Here is a 13,527-nt window from a genome sequence, read left to right as displayed (position 1 = left end):
GATTAGACGGCATAGTGTATAGTCTGAACTCTGGATATTTGGCCTGAAATTCGACCATGGAAAAGAAGATACTGCTAACCGACTGCCCCGATGATAAGGGCCTGATCGCGAAGATTACCAATATTTGCTACAAGCACCAGCTCAATATCATCAAGAATGATGAATTTGTAGACCGCGCGGAGGGCCGCTTTTTTATGCGCACCGCCCTGGAAGGTATCTTCAACGACACCACTTTCCTGGAAGATTTGGATATGGCCCTGCCGCAGGGGGCCGAGCGGCGCCTGGTGTCCACCAAACGCAAGCGCCTGGTGTTGATGGTGACACGCGAGCCTCACTGCTTGGGTGACATCTTGATGAAGTGCTATTCGGGCGCACTGGATGTTGAGATAGCCGCTGTGATTGGCAACCATCCAGACCTGGGTGGGTTGGTAGAGAAGTTTGATATTCCCTTCCACTGTGTACCGGCACAAGACCTGAAACGCAGCGAGCACGAGGAAAAAGTGGCTGCCCTGGTAGATGAGTACAATCCGGATTACCTGGTTCTGGCCAAGTATATGCGGGTACTCACCCCGGAGTTTGTCGCTCATTATGCTGGCCGAATTATTAATATTCACCATTCCTTCCTGCCGGCCTTTATCGGGGCCAAGCCCTATCAGCAGGCCTATGAACGCGGAGTTAAAATTATCGGTGCCACCGCCCACTTTGTGACTGATGATCTGGATGAGGGCCCGATTATTGAACAGGATGTAATACATGTGGACCATGCCTATTCGGCGGAGTCCATGGCGGATGCGGGCCGCGATGTGGAAAAGTTGGTTTTGTCCCGCGCACTGCAGTTACTGTTGCAGGAGCGGGTATTTATCCATGGCAATAAAACCGTGGTATTCAAATAATTGATAAAGTCTCCTGAGGCTAATAGCCTTTTATGGAAGCTATTGATGAGCCAAGAGGGCTTGCTGTGCTGAATAAAAATAAATTTAACTCCTCATTATCCCCAATACGACTATTTGGGGGCTTGGCAATTGCCCTGATATTTACAGGTTGTACCAGTAACAGCCCGATACCAGGAATGAAGGAATCCTTTGAGACAGAAGTTGCTCCCAATGGCGCCAAGCGTTTTACTTTTACGTTAAAGGGAAAGCAGCGTGATATCCCTGCGCCAGTTGTGGCAGGTTCCAGTGCGCAGTCCCGTATGCCGAGAGGGCCAGTGGAGAGCGGTGGCCCTTCAAGTCGTCGGGTAGAAGCCTATTTTGATTGGGCTCTGGAGCAGAAGTTGATAGAAACCGGTTTCTGCGAGCGTGGTTATTTTGAAATTGAGCGAATTATCTCCCCATATGGGGGAGAAGTGCGGGGTGAGTGTAGAGAGGGGGCATTTTGATACTTTTAGTGTCTTGATTAGAAAAACTTATTGAGTTTGTTAATTTTTAAGAGGTTAGCCAGTAAGCTCAGCTATATTCCAGTTTTATACAAAATGTAAATAAGAATAATGAAGTATAAATCAGTCTTGGAACAGGTCTCTACGCAGCAGATCATTGCGGTGTTTGACCTTATATCAGATATTATTTTCTGGGTAAAAGATGAATCCGGCTATGTGGTGCATTGTAACCGGGAATTTATTGAGCATGTCGGCTGCAGGTCATTACATCAGGTAGTTGGCCGTTCAGATATGGATTTTTCCCCTTCTTATCTCGCTAAAAACTATATACGTGATGACAAAAGGGTGATGTCAGGAGAGACGATTACAGATCGTCTGGAATTAAATATTGGTAAAACAGGCGAGTTAGTTTGGTTTACGACATCAAAGCGCCCATTAAAGAGTGCCAATGGAGAAATCATAGGAACCTATGGTGTAGCTCGAGACCTTAAAGAGACGGTTAAGACTCTCTCTAGAATGGATAAACTTAAAAGGCCAGTTGAATACATAAAAAATAACTATAGTCAGCCAATTGCCGTTGAAGATTTGGCAGAGGTCGCGAGTTTATCGGTTAGTGCACTAGAGCGGCGTTTCAAAAAATATCTGGATAAAACACCCATGCAATTCGTTCGGGAAGTTAGATTAGAGAACTCTCGTCGTATGCTGGTGGAAACACAAAGCCCAATATCTGAAATTGCTTATCGGGTTGGCTTTACATCTCATAGTTACTTCAGTAGACACTTCAAAGGCATGTTTGGACAGCTTCCAGCAAATTATCGTAGTGAAGTTCAGTCCAATATATAAACACCGAACAAGCTGAGTGTCCTCAGCTACTTTAGAGAGAGTTGTGCGTTAAATTCCCCCGATGAGTTGACAGCCGCCCATTTAATTCATTTCCTGAAATTCTAGACCCGAGTTTGACTTGGGATTTTCCTCCTTAAAACAGGTAGTTAGTCGATTCATTTTTGGCTTTCTGCGACTGCTTGTTTTTTCTTAAAAATCTAAAACGCCGATTTTGTTTCATTAGTATCCCAGTATTGATTACCTCTCCATCAAGGTTTTTTTTTAGGGTTTTAGTGCTCAACAAATGAACTGTCTTTTTGGGGTTTAGGGTCCCCTGACAGTTTTACGCCAGCCCTTTGAAAGGGGCTGGCATTTTTTGAACCGGTGAGAGAAAAAATAGAAAGTTGGGATGCTATGAAAATAATGAAGAATAATAGCCGAAAAAGGGTTAATACCTGGAGCAGGGGTTTCAGGCAGAAGTCTATGGTTACTGCTATCTCGCTGGTCGTAAGTAGCATGGCGATCGCGGAAGAAACTTCGGACTCTGATGAGAGAATTGAAGAGGTTCAAGTCATTGGAATTCTTGAGAGTGCTACCAAAAACCTTGAAATCAAACGGGATTCCCTTGCTGTAGTAGATGCTATTACTGCAGAAGATATTGGTAAGTTCCCCGATAAAAATGTAGCTGATTCTCTTCAGCGTGTGCCAGGTGTCACTATCGATCGCAGTGGTGGTGAAGGTAGCACGGTTAGTATTCGGGGAACCAGCTCAGAGTGGACTCTCACCCAGTTAAATGGGAATTACATTGCTACTTCCGGTAGTGGAGCTCCCTCCAGAAATTTTAACTACTTATTGCTTCCCTCCAGTATGATCAGTAAGGCAGAGGTTTATAAAAGCCCCGAGGCAAGAATTGATGAAGGTGGTGTCGGTGGTACCGTTATCCTACATAGCCACAAACCTCTTGATCTTGATGCTGGACAAGGTGTAATCACCACAGAGACGACTTATTCAGATACTACCGAAGAGTGGGACCCACAATATAATGCTTTCTACTCCTGGAAAAATGAGAGCGAAACTTTTGGTATTTTAGTGGGGTACACCAGCCAGGACCGTGGCGTAACCGGAGTTACCAATTATGCAAGTGGCTGGCGTTTGCACTCAGATACTGATGAAAATGCAGATTTGTCAGCTCTTGTTGATCAGACCACAGAAGAAGTTTTCAACAATGTGTGGGCGCCCACGCAGGTCAGTATTCACAACTCTAAGGAAGACCGAACCCGTGATGGATACCAGCTTGCCGCACAGTGGCGACCCACTGAACGCCTGGAGTTTGGTTTAGCTTATTTCGGTTCCAAGCTTGGCTATGACACTAATACTCAAAGCCTGACATTTGCGGAATGGAATGATCATGACGATGCATACTATGGCATTGAAGTGGATGGAGATACAGTCGTCACCTATGGTTTTAACGACAATGGTGACCTTAATGAAAATAACTGGGGCGATGGAGATGTAAATGGCGGTGTAGACGTATACCGTGGTTTGATGTCTCCCCAGCTGACAGGCTATACCCGCAAGGGTGAATCGGAATCTAACACTTATGATTTTGAAGTTATCTATGAAGGGGATTTTTATACCGCAGTGATAAATGTTGGGCATACAGAAGCAGAGGGGGGAACTTCTGAACTCACATACGCTAATATGGATGCTCGTTATGGTTCCGTGGATAGCTGGCTTTGGTCAATTGCAGATGGTAAGCCGAGCTATGAAGTTTCCACAGATCTCACTAAAGATACAGAAGCTTATCCCTATTATGACTGGTTTGGCTCAGATGCTACAGAAAATAGCGATGAAGAGAGTTACTATCAGCTAGATTTGGCATTTGATACTAACTGGGGAATTGTTAATAAGCTTTATGTGGGCACAAAGTATAGGGATCATGAGGCTAGATCCTATAGAGATATCTATCGATGGGATGACGAGACTGATGATAATGGCGGTTACCGAGGTTGGTTACCTGGCGATCAATGGTTCCATAATCCTGATTACCACCCAGATACTTCAACTTTAATTAGCGATAAGGTAGTTGATAATAGTGCTGGTAATACAGGTGCAATTGATTATCTGGCATTTGATACCGATGCCTTGATGGACTATGTGCGTGGAAACTTCAACCTCACTGTTATGCCAGTACTATCTGGCACTTATACAATTGATGAAGAAATATTCACAACCTATGCCCAAGCTGATTTTATATGGCGAGACTTCCGTGGAAACTTGGGGGTTCGCTATGTCAGCACAAAATTATCTACTGAAACGTATGATGATATTACTGGAATGGAATCGGATGAAGTTATTGCTAACTCCCGCAGTAATACCACAAAAGAATTTTTGCCAAGTTTGAATGTTGCCTGGGATCTAACTGATGATCTGGTAATACGATTTACAGCCTCTAAAGCTATGTCAAGGGTGAGTTACGCTTATTTGGGGCAGGCTGAAACTTATGGTCCACCAGTTCATATTGTTTCTCCGGATGAGTGGACGGGGCGAGGAAGTGGCTTCTTTGCGAATACGGATCTGGAGGCCATGATCTCCAAGCAGTTCGATCTGGGCCTAGAGTGGTATTACGCCGATGGTTCTGCATTGGGTGTAACTTTATTTGACAAAGATATTGACAATCTGCCAATCCAAGTAACTGAAATTGTTGAGCGTGAGCACGATTGTTGTAATGGCCCTATTGAAGTGGAAATGAAGGGGCAGATAGGGGGAGGAAACGCAACTTCTAGAGGGGTGGAGTTGTTTGCCCAGCATGCTTTCGAAAGTGGCTTCGGTCTTATGGCCAACTATACATTTACCGATACCGGCACTTCCACGATCATTCTTGCTAATGAGTCAATCGAAGCTGAGATACCTGGTACCGCGAGACATCAATATAATTTATCTGCATTTTATGAGAATGAAAATTTCGGTGTTCGTGCCTCCTATAATTGGGTGGATGACAGGGTTACAAGTTTACATCGTGGGTATGCGGTATACGATAAGGACTACGGACAGTTGGATCTGAATGCAACCTATACCTTCACTGATAACTTTAATATCTCTGCCTCTATTATCAATTTAACTGAAGAAGTGGCGGAGGGATATTGGAAACAGGAAAATCGGATGACATACAACAACTACTCTGGGCGCCGATTTTATATTGGTGCAAACTATAAATTCTAACACCTCGTTGATCGTAGTATTGGGTGTAGAGCAAATGCACTACACCATTTTTTGACTTTAGATGTTAGATTGTAAAATTCACATAACTACATAATAAAAAATGAGCATAGATATGAAACAACCAACACTTAGAGCAATGCAAGCTGCTTGTGCTACCTTTTTATTTCAGGCTGGTGCCTACGCAGATATTGAAGTAGTCAGTTCAGGCGTATGTCCTTCTGATGCTACAACAGTAAGCTATTCTGAAGCGCTTAATTATCCTGATGAATTTTGTGGTCTTCTCAATAGTGGTGATCTTGTAGGTCTATCAGGAGGGGCTTCAATAGAGCACCTGGGTGACAATTGCCAATTGACGGATAATGAAAGTCGCCAAATGTCCAAGACACTCTGTAAGTCTGAACCTTCAGCACCACATGTTGTTAGTGGAGGCAGTTGTTCGTCCGATGCAGACCCGGTTACCTATCTTGAGGCACAAATTTATAAAGATGAGCTGTGCTCTGTTCTGGGAGACTGGGAAATTGCAAACCTTGCCGATAATGCCTCCATGGATGGCAGTGGCTATGGGTGTGGTTCACGCAAGAATGAAATCCGTGAGCTGGGCTCAACACTGTGTAAATCTGATACTCCTCAGGAAAGTGGATCTGCTCCGAAAGTTGCCTACGTAGAGGTTAACAGTAATAACCTGGGCAATGCGGGCTGTTTTACAGAGAGCGATGGCAGTCAGTTGTTCGATATAGCTGTGATCTTTGCGGCAAATATTAATTACGATGGTCAGAAAGCTGTACTGCATTTTAATGACCAAGTGTCAGACTTGCTCAATAACAATTTGAGTACAGTACAAGACTTGCAAGACAAGGGTACGAAAGTGGTACTCAGCGTTCTCGGAAATCACCAAAATGCAGGTTGGTCTTGTTTTGCCGATGAGCAATCCGCTGATGACTTTGCTCAACAGTTGAAAGATGCAGTGGATCAATATGGTCTGGATGGTATTGATATTGATGATGAGTACTCACAGTGCAGCCAAACCTATTCTGACTCCCTGGTAAAAGTGACTAGTGCATTGCGAGAGAAAATGCCGAATAAAATCATTTCCAAAGCACTCTGGAGTGATACCGATGCTTTTCAGGCTGAATGGAATGGCAAGAAACTGGGCGATCAACTAACTTATGGCTGGGAGATGAGCTATTGGTTGGGCTCAAGTTGTACTTCAAGAATCCAGAAGTATATCAATCTGGGTGTTGATAAGTCTAAGCTGGGTGTTGGAGCTTCCACTGTGATGAATGGTGCATCTACTGCAAGTGCTTTGGCCTCCTGTAACGAAAATAATAACCTTGGTGGCGGCACTATGATATTTAATGTGACTAAAGATTCTAGCAGCTATCTTTCTACAGTTTGGCCAGGTACTTCAGCGGTTCCTAGTTGCCTTAAGTAGTTCAAAAATATTGATAGTTGTGATTTAGTTAATTCTCTTTAGTAAATCTATTTCGGAGTGGGTAGTAAACACTCCGAAATACAACCCTTATACTCAGCTCCTAAGGAGTTGTTTCTGACTCTTGGCGGATACACTTCTACTCTTTTTTAATAAAGCTCTTTTTAAAGAAGGCCTCATTGGGGTGTGGCTTTTTCTTTGCCATTGCTTCCATATGAGCTTTCTGTTCTGCCTTCGATTGGTTTCTCTTTTTCCTACAGGGCCGGCAGCGAATCGCAGAGGTCTCAAAGTCTCCGTTGGTGATTTCATACCACCATTTTTGTTGCTTTGTTGTCCATACTTCATCTGAGCCACAATCTTTACATTGAAATTCTCGATCCAATTAGTAGAGAGGAATGTCAATATAGTAAGAGTGGTGAACAATTGCTGCCCTATCTACCGCAATAGCCCAGCCGGGAATGGGGCCACTGAATTGACCAAGGGTCTAGCCCTTAATTAACTTCTCTATTCTCGTTTTCTTCAAGCTTGCTTAATTTCGGTTCTTCTTTGGTTACCGCTTTTCATTGGGTGTTCCTTACCACTGATTGAGAGAAAAAAGGGGTGCTTTTTAGGTGGTGCGAAGTTTAATTCGCCCCAATAAAAACGAAAAAAGCGGGCATTAAGCCCGCTTTTAAACCTTCCTGTGAGAGTGTCGGATTTTACTCGGCGTAGCTCTCGATCGGAGGGCAGGAGCAGATCAGGTTGCGGTCACCGTATACGTTGTCGATACGGTTAGCAGCCGGCCACACCTTGTGCTCTTTTAACCACGCCGCCGGGCGCGCAGCGATATCACGGGAGTAGCTGTGGGTCCACTCATCGCTCATCACGTCCTCAAGGGTGTGAGGGGCATTGTGCAGTGGGTTGTCCTCAGAAGAATATTTACCGCTGGTGACATCTTCCACTTCCTGGCGAATTGTTGCCATCGCTTCGATAAAGCGATCCAGCTCACCCTTGGATTCACTCTCGGTAGGTTCGATCATCAGGGTGCCGGCTACTGGGAAGGACATGGTGGGGGAGTGGAAGCCGAAGTCCATCAAACGCTTGGCGATATCCTCTTCAGTGATACCGCTGGCTTCCTTGAGGGGGCGTAAGTCAACCAGGCATTCGTGGGCAACAAAGCCATTGGTGCCGGTGTAGAGTAGGGAGTAGTGCTCACCCAATTTCTTGGCTACGTAGTTGGCGTTCAGGATTGCCATCTGGGTAGCCTGCTTCATACCCTGCTTACCCATCATGCGGATATACATCCAGCTGATCGGCAGGATACTGGCGGAGCCCCAGGGAGCAGCGGAGATGGTGCCGTTAGCCAGATTGGTTTCCGGTACTTCAGTCACCGGGTGGGCCGCCAGGTAGGGCTTCAGATGCTCGCCAACAGCGATCGGACCCATACCGGGGCCGCCGCCACCGTGAGGAATACAGAAGGTTTTGTGCAGGTTCAGGTGGGATACGTCACCACCAAACTGGCCCGGAGCGGCGACGCCGATCAAGGCGTTCATGTTGGCACCATCGATATAAACCTGGCCGCCAGCCTGGTGAACCAGATCGCAAACTTCGCGGATACCTTCCTCGAACACCCCGTGGGTGGACGGGTAGGTGACCATCAGTGCGGCAACGCGGTCGCCGTGCTCTTCGATTTTGGCTTTCAGGTCTTCGATATCCACATTGCCTTTATCATCACAGGCAACCACAACCACTTTCATGCTCACCATCATGGCGGAAGCCGGGTTGGTGCCGTGGGCAGAGGCGGGAATCAGGCAGATGTCGCGCTGGGTTTCGCCCTTCGCTTCAAAGTACTTCTTGATAGCAACCAGGCCTGCGTATTCACCCTGGGAACCGGCGTTGGGCTGCAGGCTCACCGCATCGTAACCGGTGCAGGCGGACAGCATTTGCTGTAGCTGGCGGAACATTTCTGCGTAGCCTTCCGCTTGATCTACTGGTGCGAAGGGGTGCAGCTTGCCGAACTCTGGCCAGGTGACCGGGATCATCTCGGCGGTGGCGTTCAGCTTCATGGTGCAGGAGCCCAGGGGAATCATTGAGTGATTCAGGGCGATATCCTTAGCTTCCAGAGACTTGAGATAGCGCAGCATCTCGGTCTCGGAGTGGTAAGTGTTGAACACCGGGTGGGTCAGGAATTCAGTATCGCGCGCCAGGGAGGCGGGTACACCCAGAGAGCCCTTGCTGGCAATTTCGCTGTCCAGAGTATGCAGATCGATGCTGTGTTCGGTTCCGATAAAGGCATTGATCAGGTCGGACACATCCTGCAGGGTGGCGGTCTCACTCAGGCTCACACCCAGGGCGTCTTCACCAATTTTACGTAGGTTGATCTCAGCGGCCAGGGCGCGCTGGTAAATCTCTTCCTGCTTGGCGCCAACGGTGACATTCAGGGTATCGAACCAACTGTCGTGGGCCAGATTGAAGCCTTCCTGCTGCAGGGCGGAAGCGAGAATATCTGCCAGGCGCTGGATGCGGGCAGCGATGGTTTTCAGGCCTTCAGGGCCGTGGTAAATCGCATAGAAAGCGCTCATTACCGCCAACAGTACCTGGGAAGTACAGATATTGGAGTTGGCTTTCTCGCGGCGAATATGCTGTTCGCGGGTTTGCATGGCCATGCGCAGTGCACGCTTGCCTTTGCTGTCTACGGAAACGCCGATAATACGACCCGGTGCGGAGCGCTTGTAAGCTTCGCGGAAGGCGAAGAAACCGGCGTGGGGACCACCGTAGCCCATGGGGATGCCGAAGCGTTGGTTACAGCCAACAACCACGTCTGCACCCATATCACCCGGTGCTCGCAGGGCTACCAGGCTCATCAGATCTGCGGCCACGGTTACCAGGGCGTTGGCTTCGTGCACCTTGGTGATGATGTCGGTCAGGTCGCGTACGCGACCGGTGCTGCCGGGGTACTGCAGCAGGGCACCGAACAGCTCGGCGGGAATATCTTTTTCCACATCGCCTACAACGACCTCGAAGCCGAAGTGCTCGGCGCGGGTCTTAACTACGGCGATGGTCTGCGGGTGGCAGTCCTGGTCCACAAAGTAGACGTTGGATTTGTTGCGTTTGACCTGGCGCTTACACATGGCCATGGCTTCAGCTGCTGCGGTACCTTCATCCAGCATGGAGGCGTTGGCCAATTCCATTCCGGTGAGGTCCATAATCATCTGCTGGAAGTTCAGCAGGCCTTCCAGGCGGCCCTGGGCAATTTCCGGCTGGTAAGGGGTATAGGCGGTGTACCAACCCGGATTCTCCAGCACGTTGCGCAGGATCACATTGGGGGTAATGGTGTCGTGGTAACCCATACCTATAAAGGTGCGGTAGATCTTGTTGCGCGCCGCGATATCTTTCAGCTCTGCGAGGGCCTCAACTTCATTGATTGCATCGGCCAGATCCAGCTCATCGGTCTTGCGAATGGCTTCGGGCACGGTTTTCTCGATCAGCTCTTCGAGGCTGGCAACTCCGAGGGTTTCCAGCATGGCCTCTACCTGTTTGGCATCGGGGCCAATATGGCGATGGATAAAGGCGTCGTGTTGTTCCAACTGCTGCAGCGATGGTTGGGTCATAAACTTCGTTCCTGTAGTCGCAGGGAGTCGTCGCGGTGCGCTCGCGGTTAAAAATAGCACCTGGCCTCGGTACCGCTTTTCCTGTGGAAAGCCTCGGGCCTCCGCGTAGCGGATAGGCGAGGGTAACGCTTGGGAGAATCGGTTTGATGGCAGCCCCAGTGTTGCAATACGGAACCAGAGGGGAAGCCGGGCCATAGCGGCAGGCGCGCATCTTAGCAATCGGCGCGAGTAGGGGCAATCTGCGGGTTTTGGGCGGGGAAACTGCTAAATTTTGGCGCAAAAAGTGGGTTAAATCCTGTAATGTGGGATATTGAGGTATTTTGTTCTGGGTGAGCCGAAGAAGTTATGGTTTTAAGTGCGAACAAAGGGTATGAGTGAACATATAGTCCCAGACCCTACGGTAGCGAGTAGCCTTCTACTAGGGCATCGAGTATATGTATATTCAGTAACGGCTGGAAACTAGAGATCTCCTTAGATGGGTATAACCTAATTTTGTCTCCAAGCTCATTCATTTAGCTTTCATCTAAGGTGCCTGGCTAAATTTTAAATGAATGATATAAAAGTTAGTAATCTGTAAAAATGTACTATTACAGCTGTTACTTAAATCTAGCAATATTATTAAATAGAAGAAATATTCTGAGCTGTTCCAATCAAATTTTGTGCTTCAATCAAAATAATCCTTTTCCAAGACCGACGTTACTGGATGGCTAAACTTTTAATTTCAATAATAATTTCTAAGCACAAAAAGAAATTTTTGAATATATACGCGTTAGATATCTGACGTTCATCAACGCCAAATTCTTTGAGTTTTCATTTGATAGCATAGCTTTACTATTTAATGGTTTTATACGGTAAGAAGAGGTATTTAATTCATCTTTACCTGAAAGATGTAGCGTTAAATGAAGGTTGTCTTTTTGTGTAATCTCTATCTCTTTCAAAGTAATCCTTACTGCAATCGCTGTTTCATAATTACTAAATATTCTAAGGGGTGGTACATCTAGTTATATCATGGGTTTCCTTTTGTGAAGCAGGTTTATTACTTGATCGACTTTTTTACAACCCCACTTCAGGCTTTAACTCTTCATAAAGTTGGTGGAGATAATCATTTAGACTGTATTTTTAACCTGAAAATGGTGCAAGAGAATGGTTGGGTGGTTAGTAATTATCGATGCTAGTAATTTATGAAGCCGTATTTTTATCATGCTGAATCTGGAAAAATGACATGAGATGAATTTAAGGTTAATCTTAACCGGTTATTTATCTTATCGGTTCATGATTCGGGATCTGATAAGGTTGGTATCTAACTAATAGCAAGCTACCGTAGTTTGATAAGTAGGATGTTTGAGTTTTGATACTATCCGGTAGCGGAGCTTATTAAAATGTGCAAAGGATTAGCGAGTGAAAAATAATAATTTATACATGGTGGTAACAATACTCATCCTAAGTGTTTGCAATACTCAAAGAGTAGAGGCTAACGGTGGTAATACCAACAGAATAACAGAAGTTCTAAAGTCGGGTGAGGTTGGAGTGAACCTTCGATACCGTACAGAGTATGTCGAACAAGATAATATGTATGAAGATGCAGTAGCCTCTACTTTAAGAACACGTATTAACTGGAGAAGTGGTAGCTTTCAGGGGGCGAACTTCTTCCTTGAGTTAGACAATGTGAGTGAGATTGGTGTAGATAAGTATAACTCTACGGTTAATGGTAAGACTGAATATCCGGTTGTGGCTGACCCCAAAGGTACAGAGATTAATCAGGTATACTTGAGATATAATTTAGAACAATTGAAAGTTACGGTAGGTAATCAGCGTATTAACTTAAATAACCCACGCTTTGTTGGAGGCATGGAGGGTAAAGCAAGCTGGCGTCAGAACGAAAGAACATACGATGGTATACGCTATCAATATGGTAATCCGGGTCAATTACAGTTAGATCACAGCTATATCTACAACATCAATCGTGTTTATGGAGAAGATAGCAACTTTTCAGATTTCAAAGGGGATATCCACTTATTTCGAGCTAGCTACCCTGTTTTAACAAAACATCAACTATCTGTATTTTTATATAATCTAGACTTCGATAATGCCATAAATGATTCTAGTCGTACTTACGGTATGGATTATCTGGGAAATTTTGGTGCCTTTGAAACCCGTTTGAGTTTCGCACACCAGAAAAATATTAATCAAAACCTTAATGATTACTCAGCAAATTATTATCTAGCTGAGATTACAGGCACCTTAGGAAAAATGAAGGGGAAAATAGGTTACGAGATACTGGGAGCAAACAACGGCATTGGTTTCAGTACACCACTTGCAACTACCCATAAATTTCAAGGATTTACAGATAAATTCAGAAAAACACCAGCAAAAGGTGTTGAAGATTTGTATGTTACTGCCAACTTAAAACTGATCGGTGGGAATTTGGGCATTAGCTATCATAACTTTGACGCTAATCAGGGAAGCGCGTTTTATGGTAGTGAATGGAGTGTCAGATATAATCGCAAATTCAGTAAGAATTTGTCCGGCATGGTGAAATATGCAAACTATAATGCAAAAGATTATTTATCTGATACAAATAAATTTTGGTTGATGATTACTATGAATTTTTAATTTTAGGGGTGATGTATAGATATTGACAATGTATCTTAGATTTTAAAATGTTTTGAGTTGTGGTATGTAGCTTGTCAGGAATAGGACTTATATGAAAGGGCAAGCTAACCACCTAGCCTACATTGGCCTGTTGTTAAAAGTTTTGTATAGCATAAAGTAAATTATTTTTTCTCATCCAAAATAGGTAGAACTGCCGGTGTTTACAGTTGCCAAATGGGATTAAATGGCGAACATTATGCAACCATAAAATATCCACTGATCCTGCTGGAAAGTAGAAGTGATGTCTAAGAAATTTCGATTATCCGACAGATTTAAAGGATAAGCTGTGAGTTCTTTCTTAAGTAGGCTTCAGTATTGAGAAGAGCAGGTAGTATGATTAATTACATGAACGAAACACCTCTCAAGAAGTCTGACAAATAATTACCCTGAATAGATGAAAGGGCTTTCTAGCGGTTTGGCATAGGAAAACTGTAATC

Annotated in this window: 8 protein-coding genes; 6 read left to right on the top strand and 2 right to left on the bottom strand. The window is 45.3% G+C overall.

Features of this window, described 5'->3' with window-relative positions; translation table 11 throughout:
• Window positions 1-56: 56 nt before the first annotated feature.
• From purU to ACJJI0_RS11005, 5 genes are all read left to right on the top strand, one after another.
• Window positions 57-893 (top strand): formyltetrahydrofolate deformylase, encoded by an 837-nt coding sequence (purU, locus tag ACJJI0_RS11025; RefSeq protein WP_444882584.1) that lies wholly within the window; start codon window positions 57-59, stop codon window positions 891-893.
• A gap of 32 nt (window positions 894-925) precedes the next feature.
• Complete coding sequence (locus ACJJI0_RS11020) at window positions 926-1,378, top strand: hypothetical protein (RefSeq protein WP_444882583.1); 453 nt, start codon at window positions 926-928, stop codon at window positions 1,376-1,378.
• Between the two features lie 108 nt (window positions 1,379-1,486).
• Window positions 1,487-2,218: a PAS domain-containing protein gene (locus ACJJI0_RS11015; protein ID WP_444882582.1), complete on the top strand. Its 732-nt coding sequence runs from the start codon at window positions 1,487-1,489 to the stop codon at window positions 2,216-2,218.
• A 462-nt stretch (window positions 2,219-2,680) separates the two neighbouring features.
• Window positions 2,681-5,419 carry a TonB-dependent receptor gene (locus tag ACJJI0_RS11010; RefSeq protein ID WP_444882581.1) on the top strand — a complete coding sequence of 913 codons (2,739 nt, stop codon included), beginning with the start codon at window positions 2,681-2,683 and terminating at the stop codon, window positions 5,417-5,419.
• A 112-nt stretch (window positions 5,420-5,531) separates the two neighbouring features.
• Window positions 5,532-6,851 (top strand): glycosyl hydrolase family 18 protein, encoded by a 1,320-nt coding sequence (locus ACJJI0_RS11005; RefSeq protein ID WP_444882580.1) that lies wholly within the window; start codon window positions 5,532-5,534, stop codon window positions 6,849-6,851.
• Between the two features lie 136 nt (window positions 6,852-6,987).
• Here ACJJI0_RS11005 and ACJJI0_RS11000 read toward each other — a convergent pair whose 3' ends face one another.
• Together ACJJI0_RS11000 and gcvP are read right to left on the bottom strand one after the other, a co-directional pair.
• Entirely contained in the window at window positions 6,988-7,230 is a 243-nt protein-coding gene (locus ACJJI0_RS11000) for a zinc-ribbon domain containing protein (RefSeq protein ID WP_444882579.1), read from the bottom strand.
• A 316-nt stretch (window positions 7,231-7,546) separates the two neighbouring features.
• The gene (gene gcvP, locus ACJJI0_RS10995) at window positions 7,547-10,438 is read right to left on the bottom strand and encodes an aminomethyl-transferring glycine dehydrogenase (protein WP_444882578.1); all 2,892 of its coding nucleotides are present in this window, start codon (window positions 10,436-10,438) and stop codon (window positions 7,547-7,549) included.
• Window positions 10,439-11,836: 1,398 nt separating this feature from the next.
• On the opposite strand from gcvP, the gene ACJJI0_RS10990 reads away from it, so the two are divergent.
• Entirely contained in the window at window positions 11,837-13,051 is a 1,215-nt protein-coding gene (locus tag ACJJI0_RS10990; protein WP_444882577.1) for a hypothetical protein, read from the top strand.
• Window positions 13,052-13,527: the final 476 nt, after the last annotated feature.

It is taken from the genome of Microbulbifer mixtoriginis (SeqCode) (genome assembly GCF_052466695.1).
This window is presented reverse-complemented; position numbering and strand designations above follow the sequence as displayed.

Bases quoted from the DNA above. Each gene is read 5' to 3' on its own strand.
- ACJJI0_RS11010 (WP_444882581.1), top strand. From the start codon at position 2,681: ATGGTTACTGCTATCTCGCTGGTCGTAAGTAGCATGGCGATCGCGGAA.
- ACJJI0_RS11015 (WP_444882582.1), top strand. From the start codon at position 1,487: ATGAAGTATAAATCAGTCTTGGAACAGGTCTCTACGCAGCAGATCATT.
- ACJJI0_RS11020 (WP_444882583.1), top strand. From the start codon at position 926: ATGGAAGCTATTGATGAGCCAAGAGGGCTTGCTGTGCTGAATAAAAAT.
- purU (WP_444882584.1), top strand. From the start codon at position 57: ATGGAAAAGAAGATACTGCTAACCGACTGCCCCGATGATAAGGGCCTG.
- ACJJI0_RS11005 (WP_444882580.1), top strand. From the start codon at position 5,532: ATGAAACAACCAACACTTAGAGCAATGCAAGCTGCTTGTGCTACCTTT.
- gcvP (WP_444882578.1), bottom strand. From the start codon at position 10,438: ATGACCCAACCATCGCTGCAGCAGTTGGAACAACACGACGCCTTTATC.